The 19,870-nt window shown below is 59.1% G+C and carries 19 protein-coding genes; 10 read left to right on the plus strand and 9 right to left on the minus strand.

Features of this window, described 5'->3' with window-relative positions:
• Positions 1-100 precede the first annotated feature (100 nt).
• The 4 genes from RBB75_RS05505 to RBB75_RS05520 all read right to left on the minus strand — a co-directional run bounded on the left by RBB75_RS05505 (position 101) and on the right by RBB75_RS05520 (position 4,142).
• Positions 101-1,165, minus strand: a complete 1,065-nt coding sequence (locus RBB75_RS05505; protein ID WP_257031187.1) for a radical SAM protein — start codon at positions 1,163-1,165, stop codon at positions 101-103.
• A 177-nt stretch (positions 1,166-1,342) separates the two neighbouring features.
• Positions 1,343-2,338 (minus strand): PDZ domain-containing protein, encoded by a 996-nt coding sequence (locus RBB75_RS05510; RefSeq protein WP_353069802.1) that lies wholly within the window; start codon positions 2,336-2,338, stop codon positions 1,343-1,345.
• Between the two features lie 62 nt (positions 2,339-2,400).
• Positions 2,401-3,351, minus strand: coding sequence for a HEAT repeat domain-containing protein (locus tag RBB75_RS05515; RefSeq protein WP_257031188.1), 951 nt, complete (start codon positions 3,349-3,351; stop codon positions 2,401-2,403).
• 134 nt (positions 3,352-3,485) lie between these two features.
• Positions 3,486-4,142, minus strand: a complete 657-nt coding sequence (locus RBB75_RS05520; protein ID WP_179639689.1) for an RNA polymerase sigma factor — start codon at positions 4,140-4,142, stop codon at positions 3,486-3,488.
• Between the two features lie 432 nt (positions 4,143-4,574).
• Here RBB75_RS05520 and RBB75_RS05525 point away from each other — a divergent pair, with 432 nt between their 5' ends.
• Entirely contained in the window at positions 4,575-5,261 is a 687-nt protein-coding gene (locus RBB75_RS05525) for a ribonuclease HI family protein (protein WP_353069803.1), read from the plus strand.
• Between the two features lie 10 nt (positions 5,262-5,271).
• On the opposite strand, the gene RBB75_RS05530 is transcribed toward RBB75_RS05525, so the two are convergent.
• Together RBB75_RS05530 and RBB75_RS05535 are read right to left on the minus strand one after the other, a co-directional pair.
• Positions 5,272-5,682, minus strand: a complete 411-nt coding sequence (locus tag RBB75_RS05530; protein ID WP_353069804.1) for an OsmC family protein — start codon at positions 5,680-5,682, stop codon at positions 5,272-5,274.
• A 206-nt stretch (positions 5,683-5,888) separates the two neighbouring features.
• Positions 5,889-6,359 (minus strand): MarR family winged helix-turn-helix transcriptional regulator, encoded by a 471-nt coding sequence (locus tag RBB75_RS05535; protein ID WP_353069805.1) that lies wholly within the window; start codon positions 6,357-6,359, stop codon positions 5,889-5,891.
• A gap of 113 nt (positions 6,360-6,472) precedes the next feature.
• Here RBB75_RS05535 and RBB75_RS05540 point away from each other — a divergent pair, with 113 nt between their 5' ends.
• On the plus strand, positions 6,473-8,368 hold the full coding sequence (locus tag RBB75_RS05540; RefSeq protein WP_353069806.1) for a TonB-dependent receptor plug domain-containing protein: 1,896 nt from the start codon (positions 6,473-6,475) through the stop codon (positions 8,366-8,368).
• 126 nt (positions 8,369-8,494) lie between these two features.
• On the opposite strand, the gene RBB75_RS05545 is transcribed toward RBB75_RS05540, so the two are convergent.
• From RBB75_RS05545 to RBB75_RS05555, 3 genes are all read right to left on the minus strand, one after another.
• Positions 8,495-8,950, minus strand: coding sequence for a hypothetical protein (locus RBB75_RS05545; RefSeq protein ID WP_353069807.1), 456 nt, complete (start codon positions 8,948-8,950; stop codon positions 8,495-8,497).
• A gap of 221 nt (positions 8,951-9,171) precedes the next feature.
• Positions 9,172-9,636: a hypothetical protein gene (locus RBB75_RS05550; RefSeq protein WP_353069808.1), complete on the minus strand. Its 465-nt coding sequence runs from the start codon at positions 9,634-9,636 to the stop codon at positions 9,172-9,174.
• Positions 9,637-9,673: 37 nt separating this feature from the next.
• Positions 9,674-10,141, minus strand: a complete 468-nt coding sequence (locus RBB75_RS05555) for a GatB/YqeY domain-containing protein (protein ID WP_179639696.1) — start codon at positions 10,139-10,141, stop codon at positions 9,674-9,676.
• A gap of 196 nt (positions 10,142-10,337) precedes the next feature.
• Here RBB75_RS05555 and RBB75_RS05560 point away from each other — a divergent pair, with 196 nt between their 5' ends.
• The 8 genes from RBB75_RS05560 (at position 10,338) to RBB75_RS05595 (ending at position 19,843) form a co-directional block, all read left to right on the plus strand.
• The gene (locus tag RBB75_RS05560) at positions 10,338-11,537 is read left to right on the plus strand and encodes a pyridoxal-phosphate-dependent aminotransferase family protein (protein ID WP_353069809.1); all 1,200 of its coding nucleotides are present in this window, start codon (positions 10,338-10,340) and stop codon (positions 11,535-11,537) included.
• A gap of 101 nt (positions 11,538-11,638) precedes the next feature.
• Positions 11,639-13,009, plus strand: a complete 1,371-nt coding sequence (locus RBB75_RS05565) for a DUF3863 domain-containing protein (RefSeq protein WP_353069810.1) — start codon at positions 11,639-11,641, stop codon at positions 13,007-13,009.
• 21 nt (positions 13,010-13,030) lie between these two features.
• Entirely contained in the window at positions 13,031-13,783 is a 753-nt protein-coding gene (locus RBB75_RS05570) for a glutaminyl-peptide cyclotransferase (protein WP_353069811.1), read from the plus strand.
• A 39-nt stretch (positions 13,784-13,822) separates the two neighbouring features.
• Positions 13,823-14,236 carry a hypothetical protein gene (locus tag RBB75_RS05575; RefSeq protein ID WP_353069812.1) on the plus strand — a complete coding sequence of 138 codons (414 nt, stop codon included), beginning with the start codon at positions 13,823-13,825 and terminating at the stop codon, positions 14,234-14,236.
• A gap of 26 nt (positions 14,237-14,262) precedes the next feature.
• On the plus strand, positions 14,263-15,429 hold the full coding sequence (locus tag RBB75_RS05580) for a glutathionylspermidine synthase family protein (protein ID WP_353069813.1): 1,167 nt from the start codon (positions 14,263-14,265) through the stop codon (positions 15,427-15,429).
• A gap of 49 nt (positions 15,430-15,478) precedes the next feature.
• Positions 15,479-16,120: a hypothetical protein gene (locus tag RBB75_RS05585; RefSeq protein ID WP_353069814.1), complete on the plus strand. Its 642-nt coding sequence runs from the start codon at positions 15,479-15,481 to the stop codon at positions 16,118-16,120.
• A gap of 95 nt (positions 16,121-16,215) precedes the next feature.
• Positions 16,216-17,859 carry a phosphoglycerate dehydrogenase gene (gene serA, locus RBB75_RS05590; RefSeq protein ID WP_179639703.1) on the plus strand — a complete coding sequence of 548 codons (1,644 nt, stop codon included), beginning with the start codon at positions 16,216-16,218 and terminating at the stop codon, positions 17,857-17,859.
• Between the two features lie 106 nt (positions 17,860-17,965).
• Entirely contained in the window at positions 17,966-19,843 is a 1,878-nt protein-coding gene (locus RBB75_RS05595; protein WP_353069815.1) for a DEAD/DEAH box helicase, read from the plus strand.
• Positions 19,844-19,870 lie beyond the last annotated feature (27 nt).

Raw genomic sequence — 19,870 nt, forward strand, 5'->3', positions numbered from 1 at the left:
CCACTCGAAAGCATCATTCCAACAGAATCCACCAATTTAGCGGCTGAAGCAATCGCGGTCAGTCGTCTGTTACAACCTCACCAACATCGCCACCGCACGGTCAACGAATCTGTACCAGCTCCGCGTCCGCTCCATGCCCCGATGCACCCGGCGTCACCGACGAGGTCTGCGGCGCGCGCCAGTGGTCGATGTAGCTTACCTGGTGTACACAACTGATCGTGCAGCTCGGCGCGCAGCTCTTCTCCGTCAAAAACTCCCGCTTCACATCTGCAGTCTGATACTGCGCCAGCGGCACCGCCGGATATCCACGCTGCTGGCTGCAATAGTGCACCAGCCCGTTCTCGCAGATATACACATACCGTCCGCCCGCCCGGCAACGCCAGTCATTCGTCTTCCCGTTGGCAATCGCCTCCTGGAAGTGGTTGAACCGCGAGTAGCTCCGCCGCGTCAGGTTCCGCACCTTGTCCCAGACCGTGCGCTCGGCCTCGCCCAGCGGCTTCAACTGTCCGCTGCCATCATGAATGATCCCGATCGTAGAGCTGAACCCCAGCGCCAGCGCTCGCTCACTCACCGTCAGCGCATCATTTGGATTCGCAATCCCACCACCCACCACAGAGTTGATATTCACATGAAAGTCCGCATGCTCGGCCAGCATCTGCAGCTTCTTGTCCAGCACCTTCAGACTCTTCTTCGAGACCTCGTCCGGCATCACGTTATCGATCGAGATCTGCATATGATCGAGCCCGGCTTTATTCAGCCTCTCGATCCGGTCTGGCATCAGCAGATACCCGTTTGTGATCATCCCCGCAATGGCGCCCGTCTTCCTGATTCGCGCAATAATCTGATCGAGATCCGGATGCAGTAGCGGCTCGCCGCCCGAGATCGTAATCACCGAAGTCCCCAGCCGCCCCAGATCGTCGATGCGTCGCAGCATCTCCTCCAGTGGCACCGGGTCCGAGTGGTCGTCGTACTCATTGCAGTAGGTACAGGCCAGATTGCATCGCCGCATCGGCACAATGTGCGCCATGTATGGATGCCCGGTCGAAAGCACCGCCGACCCGATCGAACCCAGCTCACGCAGCTTGCGCGTCACTGCCTTCCAGCGGCGCCTGGCAGTCATCGGACGGCTGCCGTTCACCACGGCAGTTGTAGGAGCAGAAGACATATCAGCTTAAGTATATCGAAGTGTATGCCAATCTCCTCCTTCCCCAACGAGAGGACCGGCAAATCCGCGCGAAAAGACCAGAAATTATGTCTCGGCTACCTGCCAAAGAACTCGCGCCTATCACCCAGATAGAGTTCTGCTAAAAATCCTGCTGAGTCTTCCGAACCGCACTTCGCCCTACAACTTGGCCAGCAGTTCGCGGGTATATTGGCTTGTCTCGCCAAACAACTCCTCCAGCCCAAACCCCGGAAGCACACACGAGCGCTTCTTGGTATCCGGCGTCAGCGTCAGCGTCTGCTCCTGCTTGTCACGAATCACCACCACCGGCACCGGCCGGCCCCGGTTGTCGTGGATCGTCTTCGTCCAATCGGTTCCGCTCGAAACCGCGATCAAGTTAACCCGCACCACCACATCTCCCGCTTTCAACCCAGCCTGCTCCGCCGGACTGTTGCCGTCGACGCTCCGTACCAGCAACCCCGCTCCACCCTCTGCGCCAAAAAAACCCGCAAGCTGCGGCCCCATCACCTCAAGCTGAGCGCCAGTGTAAGACGAACTCAGAATCATATTCATCGCCAGCATCTCGCGATGCCCCTTGGGAATCGTTGTTGTGCCGGACGATGTTGAAGCGCCCATAAAACTATTGCCACCGCGCACAGCCCCTGAAGGTCCATCACCCGGCGCCGGAACTGTGTAGTGCTGGTCCCAAGCCTGCTGCCCCACCGTTCGCCGATCCGCCATCTGCATGGTCATCGTCATCGTCTGCCCATCGCGGCTTACCACGAAGCTCACCGTCCGCCCCACTGGCTGATCGCGCAGCATCCGCTTGAACTGCTCCTGGCCGTCGATCGCCTGGCCGTTCATCTGCAGAATCACATCATGCATCCGCATCCCTGCCTTGCATGCCGGCCCATCGTGATCGAGGCTCACAATCTCCGCCCCGCGCGCCTCTTTCATCCGAAGCGAACCAACCTGATCGTCGTTCACGTCGCGTGCCTCCACCCCGAGGTACCCCTGCGCCGCGTACTTATGCGAACTGCCCTCCATCGCTCCTTCGAGCACCGTGCGCGCAGACCAGAAAGGAAGACCCTGTGCCACGAGTGAGTTCTGCAGACCAGCCGTCCCAGCCAGCGCCACAAACCCCGCCACAACTCCCAATGACCTGCGGTATTTCATTCGCCTACCCTCATCCGCACCATCTCTCGCACCCGGTGATCGAGCGCACTTTCCTGCCTTGTCTACTGAATATCTGCGGAGCCCTGCAGCGCGTTATACGATGCTGTCCGAATATACGGGTTGGCGTCCTGCGTCGAAACCGTTCGCAGCACCTGCCGCACGCTCGAGTCTGACTGGACCGGCTCCAGCAACCCAATCGCGGTCTTCCGAACCTGCGCATCTGAATCATGCATCACAGCTTCGAGCACCGCGTCGCGGACGTGCTGATCCTGTCCCACAAACCGCTGCAATCCCTCGAGCGCCGTCATTCGAACCCCGGCATCCTGGTCATATCGCAGCGACACCATCAGCGCACTGCGAATCTCTTTACCGTCTACCGCGGTCGGCTGACACGCATGCCCGGACTTGCATTCGTTCGTCAGCAACGCAACCGAATCCTTCCGCACTGTATCGGCGCCAGCCACGCCGGCGGCACGTGTGCCCACCATTAACAGGTTCCGGATCTCCGGGCTGTCCAGCGACCCTTCCATCGTCTCGGGAACCACCCTGTTGTACTTCACCTGCACCAGCTCCGAGTTCGGCGTCTGCACAATCCCGGTCACATTCGCGATCACGCCTTTATCCACGCCTTCATCAGGACCCGTCACAATCACAGGCTTCTGAGGCTTCGGCGCATGAGCCACCTGGTAGCGCAGCGTAAAGTTTCCCGCCAGAAACCCTACTCCCAGAAGCAGCGTCGCAAGCGCCGGCGCACCTTGCACATGCCCCAGCCAACGATAAAAATGTGTCCTCAGTTGAGTAAGAAACCCATGCGGCTCAATCATGTCCAGCTCGTCGTCGAGCCGCATTCGCGATTGCGCCAGAAGATTCGGCGATGGCTCCAGCACCGGCAGCAACGCCAACCGCTCTTCAAACATATGGAACGCCTCCAGCTCCGCGCGGCAACCTTCGCACTCGGTCAGATGCTGTTCCAGTCCCCCAGCCAGCTCATCGGGCAGCTCGCCGTAGTTCAACAAAACGATACAGTCTCTTGCGCTCTCACACTTCATTGTCCTACCTCAGCCAGCCTCAAATTTTGCTTGTTCTTCGTAGGCTCTACGTGCGCCCTTGTAAAGTCATCCCTAACCTACCGCACCCACACCGGCTTCTACCGAAGCTCCGCCAGATTAGCCCGCAGCTTTCGCGTGGCCCGGAACAGCGTATTCTTAGCCGTCTCTTCCGTCGTGCTCAACATCTCCCCGATCGTCCGCAGCTTCAGCCCCTGGTAGTGCTTCAGCTCGAAGACCGTTCGCTCCCTGGGTGTCAGCTTGCTCAAAGCCTCGCCGATCCGCTCACTCATCACCTTCCGGTCCAGCTCCCGCCCAGGGTTCGCCATAGCCCGGTCGTCGGTGATATTGGCCATCAGGTCCATCTCATCGCCACTGGCATCCAGCACCGTCGCCGGATCCTCCCTGCGGCTCTTTCGCCGACGCAACTGGTCCAGGCAAAGGTTTGTCACAATCCGGTAAAGCCACGTGTAAAAGCTGCACTCGAACCGAAAGTTCCCCAGGTGGCGATACGCCTTAATGAAGGCCTCTTGGTGGACATCCTGCGCATCCTGCTCATTACCGAGCATATGCAGCGCCAGCCGAAGCACAGACTGGTCATATCGCCGCACCAAAGCGTCGAACGCCGTTCGCTGGCCCTTCTGCGCCTCGCGAATCAACTCGTCGTCTTCGGTTCGCTGCTGCGCCCGTGCATCGAGCTGCGCCTGCGTCAGCTTGCCGCCGTTCCGGGTTCCAGGTTGAGCCGCTGCTTTTGCCATCGCTGGCAACGATTCTACCGCTGTTGCCCCTAATAATCCCGTGGCAAACGGGCTAACGTGCCGTTTTCGGAGCCCCACAGCGAGCGGAGAAGACAACTCCCCGCCAGGATTCAACCCAGCGACTTCTGCATTCATCGTTCTGACTCCGGAGTCAGGAAATCAAAGTACACCCCGATAGACCCCCGAACTTCCAAAAGGTGAGCGCAAAAAGATCCCACGAAAGAGGCATCCCCCCACCAAACCGCATAGCATTGCCATCCCTACAAATACTCACTATCTACAAAAATGCTCGTCATCTCGACCGGAGGCGGCGCAATTTGCCGCCGTAGTGGAGAGACCCCCGCATTTCGCACTTACCTTAGCCATAATTCCAGGAGCTCCGATTCATCACGCCGCCGAATTCACGCACGCCACATCCGGTAAACTCACCCAATGCCTCCCCGTCCGACCGCCGTCCCCAGCCTCTTCCCCGAAGCCCCCAGCCCAAATACGCCTACCCCGAAAAAGACCGACTGGATCAACGCCCACTGCGACGGCGGAGCCCGCGGCAACCCCGGCCCCTCCGGATACGGCGCTCTCATCCAGGACGACCACGGCAACGTCCTCGCCGAACTCTCCGAGTTCCTCGGGCTTCGCACCAACAACTACGCCGAGTACTCCGGACTCCTCGGCTGCCTGCAATACGCTCTCGACCACCACCACCCCCGCCTCCGCGTCGTCTCCGACTCCGAACTGATGGTCAAGCAGATCCAGGGCAAGTACAAGGTCAACTCCCCCGACCTCAAACCCCTCTGGCAGGAGGCCCGAAGCCGCATCGCCAAACTCGAAGGCTTCGAGATCTCCCACGCCCTCCGCCACAAAAACAAGGACGCCGACCGCCTCGCCAACGAAGCCATGGACCACGGAATGCGCCGAGGCCCAGCCACCGGCTCCAGCGCCAGCCAGCCCGCGCCACCACCCATCAAAGCCACCCCCTACCCAAACAAATCCGACGCCCCGCCAAACCCCTACGCCAAAGCCGACACCATGCTCCGCGGCTTCACCAAAGACGGCGTCGTCCACATCCTCGGCGGAGCCACCCTCCCCGACGGCGTCTTCGTAAAAATCATCCGCGAGTAAGCTATCCGCTTCAGACGGTCGTGCTTGCGTATTCGATGGTGAAGTCGATCTGGACGGCTTTTTCAAGCATCTTCGAGACCGAACAGTACTTGTTCTTGGAGAGTGCGACTGCGTCTTCGGCGGCCTTTTTTGAGACAGCACCACCAACGCAATAGACCAAACCGATCCGTGTAAAGACACGGGGCGGCTCAGCGGCCTGTTCAGCAGTTGCAGATACAGTAAGGCTTGTCAGAGGCTCGCGCATCTTTTGCAGGATAGACATTATGTCGACGGAGGTGCAGGCGCAAAGGGCCATCAGAACCGCCTCCATAGGGGTAGGGCCGTTGGCGTGCGCAGCTCCGGCGTCGAAAACGACATGATGACCACTTTCGGAGTGCCCATCAAATTCCATCTCCTTTTTCCAAACCGTTTTGGCAATCATAGGTCGCTCCTTCCCGAATTCATTAGACAGTCGATAAGAGCTGGAAATCTTCCGCGAAGGCATCTTCGTCAAGATCATCCACGAATAACGCTCTCTTCCCTAATGCTTTCAGGCGCCCCCTTTTGGCAGATGAAGGTATTTCGATATACAGATCTTTCCATTCGCATATTCAAAAGACATGGCTTCTCCCTTCAATTTCACCTGCTTCACCGTCCTCGCTCGCCAGCCGCTTCGGCCAAATGCAAGCACAACTCCTCCACGACACGCATCTGTTCCAACATCCCCGCCAGCTTTGCCTCCCCCACATTCTCCTCAAAGTGAGTCTGCATGCGATCGAAGATTCCCGCTACTCGCGCGGCACGCCTCTTGCCCATCGGTTGTAGAACCAACCGGAACGACCGTGCGTCGTCCTCATCGATCCGCCGCCGCACTAATCCCTTCGCCTCAAGCGATGAGACACAATGGCTCACATTCCCCCGAGTCGTCTGAAACGTCTCCGCCAGGTCCGAAGGCTTAATGCCGCCCTTTTCCTCAAAGAAGATAGCAGCCAGCATCAATGCCTCAAACAAGGTCAGTCTCTCATCCCGCAGAATCAAATTCAGCGAGATCTCCATCCTCCGAGCGATCCGGCTCGCCTGAAAGATCGGGCTCTGCCGCAAAAACGCTTCAATCCTCAACGCCAGCCCTCCACTAGTTGAGCAATTCAACTATCTAAAAACAGACTAAACTAACTCCTCTTCCCGCCCATTTCAACCGATGATAGTGACAAGATCAAAGCGCATCGCCAACCATGAAAATTTGCCCAGCACATCTTCCCCTACTCTTCTGCCTGAGCGTGGCCATCGCCCAGCAGCCCCAGCAAGCCAACTCCACCCAGCTCCAAACAAAACTCGCCCCCATCGCCGAAAGCATTACCGTCACCACCACCCTCGAACCCCTGCCTCTCGCCGAGAACGACCGCGCTGTCAATCTCCTCTCCCCACGCGACCAGCCTCTCGTCTCAAACTCCGTCGTAGACCTCCTCCGCCAGGACCCGTCCCTCAACCTCCAGGCCCGCGCGGCCAACGGCGTTCAGGCCGACCTCTCCCTTCGCGGCACCACCTTCGAGCAGTCCCTCATACTCCTCAACGGCCTCCGCATCAACGACCCCGAGACCGGCCACCTCAATCTCGACCTCCCCATCCCCCTCAACGCCGTCACCAGAATCGACATCCTCCACGGCTCTGGCTCCACCTTCTACGGCTCCGACGCCATCGGGGGCGCCGTCAACCTCCTCACCCAATCCCCCGCCCCCGGCCTCGCCATCGTAGCCAGCGCAGGAGCAGGCAGCTTTTACTCCATCGAGCAGCACCTCCGCGCCTCCTACACTCGCGGCCCCATCGCCGAGCAGCTCACCGGCAGCCGCGACACCTCCGACGGCTTCATTCCCGACCGCAACTACAGCAGCAACGCGTTGGCTTCCGAGACCTGGCTCACCCTAAAACCCGGCACCACCGACATCCTCCTCGCCGCCAGCGACCGCCCCTACGGAGCCAACCTCTTCTACGGCCCCTACGACTCATGGGAGCGCACCAAGGGCTGGTTCGCCAGCATCCAGCAACAGCTAGGCCAGCGCACCGCCGCCAGCTACGGCTACCGCCGCCACTCCGACCTCTTCGTCCTCTTCGCCGACCAGCCCCAGATCTACGAAAACAACCACATCACCACCAGCTACGAAGCTGCCCTGCGCCGCGCCGACAACCTCACCCCCAACACCACCCTCTCCTACGGCCTCGAAGCCGACGGCGACTCCATCCGCTCCAACTCGCTCGGCAAACACGCCCGCAATCAGGGCGCAGGCTACGCCAACCTCAGCCTCCGCGCCTTTTCTAATCGATATTTAGCTCGCTTCTCCCTCTCCCTCGGAGCACGCGACGAAGTCCTCTCCAGCAACGGCAACGTCTTTTCCCCCTCGATAGCCACCGCCTACACCCTCACTCACACGGTCCGCCTCCGAGCCTCCGCCGGCCACGGCTTCCGCCTCCCCACATACATCGATCTCTACTACGCCGACCCCACCACCATCGGCAACCCCAACCTCAAACCCGAGTCCTCGTGGAGCTACGAGGCCGGTCTCGACTGGACTCCGAACAACGGACGCCTAACCCTTACCGCGACCACCTTCCGCCTCCAGCAAAAAGACACCATCGACTACTCCAAACTCTCCCTCGCCACCCCAGCCCTCACCTTCGCCGAACCCTACCAGGCCGTCAACATCCAGAACCTCAACATCACCGGAGCCGAGACCACACTCCGCCTCCGCCTCACACAAACTCAGAACCTGCAGTTCAGCTACTCAGGAGCCCACGCCGCATCCCCACCGCCAAACCTCATCTCCGAGTACGCCTACAACTACGCCGCACAAAACGCCGTCTTCGCCTGGAACGGAACCCTGCCCGGCTCAATCTTCGGACGCGCAGGCCGCCAGATCAACGCCCGCACCCAGTTCAACGTCGTCCAGCGCACCCAGCACACCGCCTACCCGCTCTGGGACATCGCCCTCTCCCGCAACACCGGCCGCATCCGCCCTTATCTGCGCCTGCTCGACCTTAGCAACACCGGCTATCAGGAGATCCCGCAAGTTCCCATGCAAGGCCGTACCATCCTCGCCGGCACCGAGTTCAACTGGACTACTTTGCACCATTAGCCCTGCACAACTTGGGTTCCGAAATGACAGCACTCGGGAACCCCAGATGCGCCGTTTCTACATTCCGGGCTAACCACACCTAACCTTCAATATTTTGAGTCGCATCGCTTTCTGTCAGCCGTCTGGCTACTGCTTGTCGTAAACGTCAAGACCCGCAGTCGGCTTCCCATCCCATCCCACTCCCTTGACTGTGGTCGAAAGCGTCTTCCCGTCCGATGACACAACGGTATGACGCTTCCTGATCTCTTTTCCGCCTTTTATGAAGGTATTGATGCGGCTGTGAGAGCTGACTAGCTTTGAGCTGACTCCGTCAAAGTCACCCTGCTGCACCGTCCCCGCCCCGCCTTTGATCGGAACCGTATATTTCACCGATATGGGTGAGCCATCACCGGTCGTGCCGGTACCAGTCACCTGAAGACTGTCGCCCTGCTCTTCGATCACAAGCGTCACGTTCTTTGGTGCGGTACCGGTCGTATACTTCGTCTTTGCCGAGTTGAGCGTCCATGTCCCAACGAAGGGATCACTCGCCAGCAGCGGCGTCGCAAACGCTAACAGCACTAAGGCGCACAGAATCTTTCGCATAGTTGTTACCTCGATGGCCGAGGACTATACACCTGCTCGCCGCGCCCACGCAATTCAGAAATCGCCTATTCCGAAGCGCCTGATTTATTTTGCCAACTCCGTCGTTCAAGATCTCGCTCGCAGAGCTTCCATTCGCGCGCCAGGCTCACCATCATCGCAGCTCGGAACTTCAACTGGTAGCGAAGATAGAAGATAGACGCCAACTCACCCGAAATCGAGGATTACATCCGATGAAACGTATGCAGATGTGTCACTTCTTCGATCACAAGAAGAGCGAGCGCCACCGTAGATAAGATCAGCTGAACACGCTCCCTGCGAACCTTACCCGGCGTAAGCGGCTGCAGACGCCACTGCGCCGCGGGACGACTGCGCAGATGCCGAACATGCATCAGGATCGTCAGGTTCAACAAGGCTCCTGCGAGCGCGAAGACGACCATCGGCAAGCGGATCCAGTCTGCATGCAACTTATCCCATCTCTCCCCAGCACCAACCATGCTGGCCAGCGCACTCACTCCAAGGACAAGCCGCAAACCATCCAGCGCCGTAAAAAACGTACAGACACTCTGCAACATCACGAAGAACAAGCTCGACCACGCAATCGCACCACGCGCTGCCTCTGCCTCGTTTGAGATCAGCAGCCGCTGAGCGCCTTCAGACTGCGCCGGTTTCACTGGAGCGATCGGCATGAACTCTAACTCCTCAGGGCAAAAACCATCCTTCGCCCTACTTCGCCAGCTCCGTCTTCACCATCTCGCTCACCAGCTTCCCATCCGCTCGCAGGCCATCCGCCAGTATCCGCTGCTGCACCACCCGCATCAGCGGGCCCATATCCTTCGGCCCCGGTCGTTTCCCATCCACCGTCAATGAATCGATCGCACCCAGCACCACGCCGCGAATCACATCCTCGCCCGCGGCCTGCGGCAGATAGCCCTCGATCATCCCAATCTCCGTCTGTTCCTTCTCCGCCAGCTCCGGCCGTCCGCCCTTGGTGAACGACTCCACGGACTCTCTACGCTGCTTGATCAGCGTCGTCAGGATCTGCGACTCCTCAGCATCGGTCAGCTTCTCGCGCTTGTCGATCTCTTTATTCCTCAGCGCAGACTTCACCATCCGCAGCGTCGTCAGCTTATGCTCATCCTTCGCCTTCATTGCCACCACAATATCTGTCTGAATCTTCTCGCCAATTGTCATCGCATCTCCATCCAACAATCCCTCCATTATAGGGAAGCCGAGCAACGCGAAGCAGGTACACAAGCACGCCGCCCCCAGCGGTCGCATAATAATCATTCCGACCAACGGGAGGACCAAGCGAAGCAGTAAAAAGGCGCGCGAACGCCCGCCCGCCGCGCAGGCGGCCCGTCCGGCAGGACCCCGCTACAATAAACCCATGATCCGCAAAACTCGCCTCTTCACCCCAGGCCCGACCCCCCTACTCCCCGCCGCCCAGTTCGCCATGGCTGCGGCCGATATCCACCACCGCACGCCCGAGTTCCGTGCCATGTATACCCGCGTCCTCTCCCAGCTCAAAGAGTTCGTCGGCACCAAGAACGACGTCATCATCCTCTCGAGCAGCGGCTCGGGCGCCATGGAAGCCGCCGTCTCCAACCTGACATCACCTGGAGATCGCGTGCTGGTGTTGACAGCCGGCAAGTTCGGCGAGCGCTGGACCGGCATCACAAAGGCCTTCGGCTGCCACGTCGACGTCGTCAGCGCCCCCTACGGCAGCACCTTCTCCCTCGACGAAGTGAAAGCCAATCTCCACCTCGAAACCCGCGCCGTCTTTGTCCAGGCCACCGAGTCCTCCACCGGCGTCCGTCACGACATCGAGGCCATCGCCAAGCTCCTCAAGCAGGAAAAATCCGAAGCTCTCCTCATCGTCGACGGCATCACCGGCCTCGGCACCTCGCACCTCGATATGGACGGCTGGGGCATCGACGTCCTCATCGGCGGCTCGCAAAAAGCCGTCATGATTCCCCCCGGCCTCAGCTACCTCGCCGTCAGCGCCCGCGCCTGGGACCGCATGGAGGCCACCTACAACCCGCGCTACTACTTCGACCTCCGCAAAGAGCGCAAGAACGCCGCCAAGGGCGAGTCCGCCTACACACCCTCCGTCGCGCTCATCGCCGCTCTGGGCGCAGCGTTGAACTACATCGCCGCACAAGCCGCCACACCCGAAAAACCAGAGGGCGATCTAGCCGAAGGCCGCAAGAAGCTGGTCGACAACGCGATCACCTGCGCCGCCATGACCCGCGCCGCAGCCACCGCACTCGGCCTAAAACTCTTCGCCCCCGAAGGCTACGAAGCCGCAGCCGCCACCGCCATCGTAGCCCCCGAAGGCTCGGACTCCGGCACGCTGGTCAAAGGCCTCAAGTCGCAGTTCGGTGCCATCGTCACCGACGGCCAGGGCGAGATGAAGGGCCAGCTCTTCCGCATCGCCCACATCGGCTTCTTCGACTACATGGACACCATCGCCATCCTCGGTGCCCTCGAACAAGTCATCCACAAAACCAAGTTTCCCGCCCCCAACTTCACCTTCGGCAAAGGCCTCATCGCCGCCCAAACCTTCTTCGCCGAACACGCCAAATAACCAGCAACACCACCCTCTCGGTTTCACCACAAAACCGTGCCCCACGTCCGGACTCTCGGACGTGGGTTTTCAGTAGCCATGGGAAGACAGGAAATCTAAATATGGCAACGGACGACGTTTATAGCAGACGAGAGTTCCTGATCGGTGCCGCCGGCGCTGCGGTCTCAGGCGCGCTCAAGGCGCAGAGCGCGATGGCGTTGGGGGCGAGCACTTCTGCTCTACGCGGACGATTCCTGACCCATGTCTCAGTGGTGCGCGTTAATCAGATCGAGGTGACGCCGAGTCGTTCGATCGGAGAAGACGAAGCTACGGACAACAGCCCGGCCCATATTCGTTCGCGAAGAGAAGCGTTTGCCAGAGGGTGCCCGGAAGGACGGATGACGTGGGCGGTAAGTTGGCTGGCCTTGAACGACAGCCGGCAGGAGTACAAAGACGCGCGCCGCCTTCTGGCGTCGTATCACGATCGGTATGGCGACGAGGTCACCTTCATTCCGGGCGGCTACTTTGCACCCATGTATGACACGCGAGCGCATAACCGGGAGACGATTCACAAGGCGTTGGGCTTGATCTCTAGCATGGTGGGCGGCGGATATCGTCCGCAGTGCATCGTCGCGGGCTTCCTGGATGCGGAGAACCAGAGATACCTGGCCACGGAAGAAGGCATTCATGTTTGCCAAGGGCAGATCTGGAGCCAGCACGGCATCGACCACGGTGATGGCGATGGTGGCATCTGCTATCCGTACTATCCAAGCCGCGAGCACTATCTGAAACCGGCACAGGATGCGGCCGACTTCATCGACTGCGTCTGCCTGGATGGCTGGACCTGCGACTTTCTAACGGCACGGCGGGAGGGCTTCGAGGGCGGGTTCAACAGCCGATTGGGCGTGGGTCCAATCGAAGCTGTAGGAAATCTCGGGACGGCAGCGGGCCGTAAGGAGATGCTGGACACCACGGCGGTGCACTTTGACCGAGGCCACGCTCTGAATGGATTTGGCTGGGTTACAGGGATCTGGGAGGTGTCGGTTGGGCACGACGAGGATCTGACCTACTGGCTACAGGCCGTGAGGGACAGGTGGCCCGACACGAGCGTATTGACCGAGGGTGAATTCGGCCTGAAGTGGCGTGAGCACACGCCCAGCAATGCTTCGTTGAACTATCAGTTCGATGCGCGAGGAACCGGCGCGCCGGGTTCGGAAAAAGAGTTGGAGATCGAGTGGTACATGAATCGCGAGTTTCGTTTGGCGCTGCTGCGGAACTGGACAAAAAACGAAGCACCGATGGTCATCGACTTTACTCGCTACGACTTACCGACGCAGGAGCCGCAAACTTTGCAGCGGGAGTGGAGCTTGATGAATGTGCTGAATCAGAAAGGCACGCGGCCGCAGGATAAGCCCCAGCGGCTGGGACAGTTGACAGCGGAGGACCAGCGACAGATATTTGAGCGGTATCCGAATTTGAACGATGGGAGGTAAACTCTCCCATAGCCAAGCCTGATGCTCCACAAACTCTGTCTTCTCTTCGCCCTCACCCTACCCTGTGCCGCCGCTCCCATCTATGGCTACAAAATCATCGCCAAATATCCGCACTCCACCGACAGCTACACCGAAGGCTTCTTCTACCTCAACGGTCTCTTCTACGAGGGCATCGGCCTCAACGGCCACTCTGGCATAGTCGTGACGCAGCCCGAGACCGGCATCCCGGTTCAGCGTTTCGATCTACCCTCGAAGTATTTTGGCGAAGGCATCATCGACTGGGGCCCGGACCTCCTGCAATGGACCTGGCAATCCCACACTGGTTTTGTGCTCGATCGCTTCTCCCTGCGCATTGTGAGCCAGTTTCACTACGACGGCGAGGGCTGGGGCATCACTCGCAGCGCAAAGGAGCTCATCACCAGCGACGGCACCGCCACCCTTCGCTTCCGCAACCCCGACACCTTCGACGAGACCCGCCACATCGTCGTCAAAGACGGCCCCAAAACCATCGACCAGTTAAATGAACTCGAGTACATCAAAGGCGAGATCTACGCCAATGTCTGGCACTCTGACCGCATCGCCCGCATCTCGCCGATCGACGGACACGTCATCGCGTGGATCAACCTCACAGGTCTCCTCCTCGAGGACCAGCGCGTCAACGCCGAGTCCGTCCTCAACGGCATCGCCTACGACGCAAAGAAAGACCGCCTCTTCGTCACCGGCAAGCAATGGCCCACAGTCTTCGAGATAAAAATCATCCCAAAATCAAAGTAGCCGCCTGCTACTCTTTCAGCTACACCGAAACTACTCATCATGCGCCGCTCAAACCAAGTCGCCGCCCCACTTCTAGCCGCAGCCGCACTCTCCATGCTTGCCGGTTGTCAGAAACCCCAGATGCAGCGCTGCGTCGACGAGAACAACCACGTCGTGGACGACAACCTCTGCGCCAATCTTCCTGCCAATCAGCAGGGCGTACTGCAACGCTCCGATGGCCACGGCGGCTTCCTTCCTGTCCTCATCCCCTATCGTTACTACTACGGCGGTTGGGGAGGCTACGGCCTCGGCAGCGTAGTCGGCGGCGGAGGCTATGCTCCTGTCTCCGGCCGCAGCTACGCCAACCGCTCCGGCGTCACCATTCGCGGAGGCTTCGGGAGCTCGTTCTCCGAAGGCGGAAGCCACAGCAGCGGGGGCGAAGGTGGAGCTCACGGCGGCGGCGCAGGCGAATAAAGACGCAAGCAATAACACAGGAGACCATGCAGCGCATCACCCTCACTCCCCGCGACAACTGGCAACAAAAAGTCGAGTCCGTCGGCCTCACCTTCCACACCCTCGAAAACGGCACTCCCTACTGGGACGAGTCAGCCGCCTACAGCTTCACCGCCGCCGAGATCGACACTCTCGAAGCCGCCGGCTACAAGCTGCAAGAGATGTGCCTCGCCGCCGCCCAGCACATCATCGACCAAAAACGCTACGCCGAACTCGACATCCCCGCCTTCGCCATCGAAGCCATAGAGTGGGCCTGGAGCAACGAGCCACCCGCGCTCTACGGCCGCTTCGACCTAAGCTGGGCTGGCGCACAATCAGGCCAAGTCCCCAAGCTCCTCGAGTACAACGCCGACACTCCTACCTCGCTCCTCGAAGCCGGCGTTGTGCAATGGCACTGGCTCAAAGACATGCCCTCGTCGCTTGTCTCCACCAAGCCGGACCAGTTCAACTCCATCCACGAAAAACTCATCGCCAAGTGGAAGGACATCGACCCCTACCTCTCCAAGCCCATCTACTTCGCAGCGCTCGACAACCCCGAAGACCAGCTCACCGTCACCTACCTCCGCGACACCGCACAGCAAGCAGGTCTCGACACCCTACAGATGTTCATGAACGAGATCGGCTGGAACGACGAGCAGCAGCTCTTCCTCGACCCCGACGAGCATCCCATGTTCTCCGTCTTCAAGCTCTACCCGTGGGAGGCCATGCTCCAAGAGGAGTTTGCCCCTCACGCCATCGACACCTACCCCAGCACCCGCTGGATCGAACCCATCTGGAAGATGCTGCTCTCCAACAAAGGCATCCTGCCTATCCTATGGCAGCTCTACCCTAATCACGAGCTCCTCCTCGAATCCCACTTTGCCGACGACCCCAACGCCGCTCAGCTTCGCAACTTTGTCCGCAAGCCGCTCATGTCCCGTGAAGGCGCCAACATCACTCTCGTTCGCGAAGGCGTAAACAGCGCCACCACCCCTGGTCCCTACAACGGCAAACAAATCATTCAGGCGCTCGCCCCCGACGCGGTCTTTGACCATCGCCACACTGTCCTCGGCCTTTGGATGATCGACCAGGACTGCTGCGGCCTCGGCGTCCGCGAGTCCTTCAACCCCATCACTGATAATCTAAGCTCCTTCGTACCTCACTTTTTTGTCTGAGTCGACACCCAATCCGACGCCGAGCACGCCTCAGCCCCTAGGGGCAGAAATGGAGCCCGCCATTCTCGACGTTCATCCGCCACACCAGGCCGCACATAGCTGGAAAGACTTCTTCATCCACATTGCCACCATCGTAATCGGACTGCTTATCGCCATAGGCCTTGAACAGACCGTGGAGTACTTCCATCACCGACATCTCCTCCATCAGGCAGAGGACAATCTCCACTCGGAGATCCAGGACAACCGCCAGACCCTGGCAGCGGACGAGAAGCAACTAGCCGAGATCGAACATCGAATGGAAGATAATCTGAAAATTCTCGCCGACCTCAAAGCTCATCGCGTCCCGACCGAAAAATTCGGACTGCAGTGGGAGTGGAACGGACTGCAATCAGCAGCCTGGGATACGGCACGCAACACCGGGGCGATCGCCCTGATGTCCTACGAAACGGCTGAGGATTATTCCGTAATCTATAGCCAACAGTCGCTGGTGAACGATCAGGCCTGGGTCTACATTCGCGACGTGTACAAATGTGGGCGCCCTGTTGCGACACGCAAAGTCGAGGATCTCCAACCGGAGGAGATCGATGAAGCCATCGTCAATTCAAAGCAGACTTTGACAGATGTCCACTACCTCAGAGATCTCATGCAGAGCCTCAACAAGATCTATCAGAGCGAAGACAAGGCGCTCTAATCTTTTCAGAACAAACACCCTTTTGTTCTCATTCCACTCGATAACGCCTTGTCGACTAAACTAAGTCTTAACCTTAATTGCGCTTACGGAGCTCCATGAAGATCGTTCTCGCCGAAAAAGTCTCCCCTGCAACCCTCGCCGTCTTCCAACAAGAACCAGGCTGGCAGATCGTCACCCCCGACCAGATCAAAAACGGCCTCGCCGCCGAGCTAGCCGATGCCGACGCCCTCGTCGTCCGCTCCGCCGTTCAGGCCGACGCCAAGCTCCTTGCCGCTGCCCCCAAGCTCCGCGTCATCGGCCGCGCCGGCGTAGGCGTCGACAACATCGACACCGATGCCGCCACCCATCGCGGCATCGTCGTCATGAACACCCCCGGCGCCAACGCCGTCGCCGTCGCCGAACTCACCCTCGGCCTCATGATCTCGCTCGCCCGCTCCATCCCACGCGCCAACTCCACCATGCACCAGGCCAAGTGGGACAAGAAAACCCTTCAGGGCCAGGAACTCCGCGGCAAGACGCTCGGCATCGTAGGCCTGGGCCGGATCGGACTCGAAGTCGCCCGTCGCGCCGCCAGCTTCGGCATGGAGATCATCGGCTACGACCCCTTCGTCGCCCCGGTCATCGCCCGCGAGAACAACGTCACTCTCGTCCCCATCGACGAGATCTTCAAAACCTCCGACTACCTCACCCTCCATGTCGGCCTCACCACCCAGACCGAGGGCCTTATCAACGCCACTTCCATCAAGATCATGAAGAAGGGCATCCGCATCATCAACTGCGCCCGCGGCGAGCTCATCGTCGAGCAGGCCCTCGCCGACGCCATCAAATCCGGCCACGTCGGCGGCGCAGCTCTCGATGTCTTCCATCAGGAGCCGCTCAAAGAGTCGCCCTTCTACGATCTGGATAACGTCCTCCTCTCCCCCCACATCGCCGGCGCAACCGACGAAGCCCAGGAGGCCATCGGCATCCAACTCGCCATGCAGGTCCGCGACTACCTCAAGCTCGGCGTCGTCCAGAACGCCGTCAACCTGCCCTCGCTCTCGCACGAGGAGTACAAAGAGATTGCTCCCTACATCGAGATGGCCGAACGCCTCGGTCAATTTCTCTCGCATGCGACACCCGGCAACCTCGAAAACATCCAGATCACCTACACCGGCCGCATCGCCTCCGGCAAAACCGACCTTATCCGCAACGCTGCCCTGGCCGGCATCTTCTCAGGAACAGACGGAGGCAGCACCGCCAACCGTATCAACGCCGCCGCCATCGCAGCTGAGCGCGGCATCCGCATTCAGGAGGACAAGAAGGAGTTCACGATCGGCGGCGCAGGCTCTGTGCTCAAGATCGTGCTCCACTCCTCCGGGGCTGCCACTGGAGAGAAGGCCGGTGACGCCAGCGCCTCCGCCACCGTCCTCCACGGCACCTCGCCCCGCCTACTCACCTACGACGGCATCGACATCGAAGCCCCGCTCCACGGCACCCTCGTCGCCATTCGCAACCACGACGTCCCCGGCGTCGTCGGCCGCATCGGAACCATCCTCGGCGAGCACTCGGTCAACATCGCCAACTTCGCCCTGGGCCGTGCACACTCCACGCAAAGTCATTGCGTTCCACAGGGCCAGGCCCTCGCCGTCGTGCAGATCGACGTCCCCAAGGCAGCCTCAGCCACCGCCGCCGTCGAAGCCCTGCGCAAAGTAGAAGCTATCGCCAGCGTCCGCCTCATCGAACTGGGCAAGCTCTAACCGGGTCGATACTTCTTACATCGTTGTCTGACTCTATCGCATCATTTATTGCTAACCCTTGGCTGTTCGCCCGGAGCGGCTAAGCATCCCAAAAGGAATTTACAGCATGGCGGAAATGATTCCAGAGTCGATCGCCGCGATGAAAGAAGCAACGTCGGGCGAGAAGCGCGTCTTCAAAGTGCTCCGAGACGCTTTACTCCCGGACGAAGAGTTTATCGTCTGGTTCGAACCGAAAGCCGTAAAGAAGCGCCCCGACTTTCTTGTCTGGTCTCAAGATCTGGGACTTCTCGTCATTGAAGTAAAAGATTGGGGTCTCAAGCAGATTGTCGATCTCAACCCTGAGCGGTGGACGATTCGCTGGGATAATGTTCTCAAAACACAAGATAGCCCCGTCGAACAGGCACGAAAATGCTTTATCAAATTTAAGGAGCTGATCCAGAAATCTCCCGAACTGCGTCACAAAGATGGCCCCAACCAGGGCAATATCCGGTTTCCGATTGGGTACTGCGCTGCCTTCACCCAGATCACCCGCAAACAAGCTGGAGATTCCGGCATCATCCGCGCACTCGGTCCCGTCTTTTGCTTCTTCAGCGACGATCTCACGGATACCTTCGACTCCAAGGAATCGAGGCGGAAGTTAGTCTCCAAGCTGAAAAAGACTTTTGTCATTACGTTCCCCTTCGATCCTCTGACCGCCGATGATCTCAAAACACTTCGCTACCTCATCTTTCCCGAGGTCCGGATTAACAACGTGCGCTCCGATAACGCATGCGTCCTGCGTGACCCCGATCAGAGCGCCATGATCAGAGCCCTTGATCTCGAACAGGAGAGAACCGCGAAGAGCATCCTGGAAGGGCATCGCATTCTGAAGGGTGTTGCAGGTAGCGGCAAAACTCTCGTCCTCTCCTGTCGCGCCAAGTATCTCAAAAAGCTTCAGCCCAACTGGCGAATTCTCATCGTCTGTTACAACATCTCTCTTCGCCAGTACATTCAGCAGCTGCTTACGATCTCTGAGCCCGAATCGGAGCACATCGGCATCGAGGTCTTTCTCTATCACGGCCTCGTCAAAGAGCTCACAGGAGCAAGCCTGCAGCGGCGCGACTCTGAGACCCAAGAACAATGGGACGAACGAATAGGCGTCATCCTTCGCGAGGCCATCGCCAGCGGATCAATTGCAAAATACGATGCGATCTTGATTGACGAAGGCCAGGACTTCGCCGTTGAATGGCTGCAATCCCTCACTGAGCTCCTTGAGGAAAAGAGCGACAGCCTCCTCTTCTGCCTCGACCCCGCGCAGAACATCTTCGGAAGAAAGGTCTCCTTCAAGAGTGTGGGCATCAAGGTACAAGGCAAACGACCCGTCTCGCTTAACAGGAGCTACCGCAATACTGCCGAAATTCTAAGTCTTGCCCGAAACTTCTCGAAGGTTCAGGACACCCCCTCTGATCCGGATACCGAGTCTGCCATCGAGAGCCTCCTCTTTCCAGTCGATGTAAATCGTCACGGTCAACCTCCACAGATAATCTGCGGAATGGCGAGCGTCGACCAGATCCAATACATCTTGAAAGAAATATCCGAATACATCGACGGGGGCCTTTGTAGCTGGTGTGATGTTGCCGTGCTTTATGTCTCCCCAAACTTCGCAAAGAGCTTCTCATCCGCGTTTGAAAAGCGGTTCGGCAACGAGAAACTCTATTGGGTCAGCGAATCGCGGCAAAGCAAGATGGGGTTAAACCTTTCCTCTCCATCGCTTAAGCTCTCCACCATCGAATCTACCAAAGGAATGGAGTTTCGACTCGTTTTTCTGGTCGGCATCGAAATGCTTCCCAGACCCAACCGCGACGAAGCCAGCGAAAGAAAACTTGCCTACGTCGGCCTCACTCGCGCCCAGGACCTCCTGTATATCCTGGGAAACACTCAGTCAGGCTTTTTAAACGAGCTTATTGAAATCAGCGAGATGCTCTCTACAACCGTTCAGGTGTGAAATTTCAGTAAGCTATAACTAGAAAGT

This window comes from Tunturibacter empetritectus (assembly GCF_040358985.1).
In the GTDB taxonomy this organism is placed as follows: Bacteria; Acidobacteriota; Terriglobia; order Terriglobales; family Acidobacteriaceae; genus Edaphobacter; species Edaphobacter empetritectus.

Bases quoted from the DNA above. Each gene is read 5' to 3' on its own strand.
- RBB75_RS05580 (WP_353069813.1), top strand. From the start codon at position 14,263: ATGCAGCGCATCACCCTCACTCCCCGCGACAACTGGCAACAAAAAGTC.
- RBB75_RS05520 (WP_179639689.1), bottom strand. From the start codon at position 4,142: ATGGCAAAAGCAGCGGCTCAACCTGGAACCCGGAACGGCGGCAAGCTG.
- RBB75_RS05565 (WP_353069810.1), top strand. From the start codon at position 11,639: ATGGCAACGGACGACGTTTATAGCAGACGAGAGTTCCTGATCGGTGCC.
- serA (WP_179639703.1), top strand. From the start codon at position 16,216: ATGAAGATCGTTCTCGCCGAAAAAGTCTCCCCTGCAACCCTCGCCGTC.
- RBB75_RS05545 (WP_353069807.1), bottom strand. From the start codon at position 8,950: ATGCGAAAGATTCTGTGCGCCTTAGTGCTGTTAGCGTTTGCGACGCCG.
- RBB75_RS05505 (WP_257031187.1), bottom strand. From the start codon at position 1,165: ATGTCTTCTGCTCCTACAACTGCCGTGGTGAACGGCAGCCGTCCGATG.
- RBB75_RS05550 (WP_353069808.1), bottom strand. From the start codon at position 9,636: ATGCCGATCGCTCCAGTGAAACCGGCGCAGTCTGAAGGCGCTCAGCGG.
- RBB75_RS05525 (WP_353069803.1), top strand. From the start codon at position 4,575: ATGCCTCCCCGTCCGACCGCCGTCCCCAGCCTCTTCCCCGAAGCCCCC.
- RBB75_RS05540 (WP_353069806.1), top strand. From the start codon at position 6,473: ATGAAAATTTGCCCAGCACATCTTCCCCTACTCTTCTGCCTGAGCGTG.
- RBB75_RS05595 (WP_353069815.1), top strand. From the start codon at position 17,966: ATGGCGGAAATGATTCCAGAGTCGATCGCCGCGATGAAAGAAGCAACG.
- RBB75_RS05555 (WP_179639696.1), bottom strand. From the start codon at position 10,141: ATGACAATTGGCGAGAAGATTCAGACAGATATTGTGGTGGCAATGAAG.
- RBB75_RS05585 (WP_353069814.1), top strand. From the start codon at position 15,479: ATGGAGCCCGCCATTCTCGACGTTCATCCGCCACACCAGGCCGCACAT.
- RBB75_RS05570 (WP_353069811.1), top strand. From the start codon at position 13,031: ATGCTCCACAAACTCTGTCTTCTCTTCGCCCTCACCCTACCCTGTGCC.
- RBB75_RS05510 (WP_353069802.1), bottom strand. From the start codon at position 2,338: ATGAAATACCGCAGGTCATTGGGAGTTGTGGCGGGGTTTGTGGCGCTG.
- RBB75_RS05530 (WP_353069804.1), bottom strand. From the start codon at position 5,682: ATGATTGCCAAAACGGTTTGGAAAAAGGAGATGGAATTTGATGGGCAC.
- RBB75_RS05575 (WP_353069812.1), top strand. From the start codon at position 13,823: ATGCGCCGCTCAAACCAAGTCGCCGCCCCACTTCTAGCCGCAGCCGCA.
- RBB75_RS05560 (WP_353069809.1), top strand. From the start codon at position 10,338: ATGATCCGCAAAACTCGCCTCTTCACCCCAGGCCCGACCCCCCTACTC.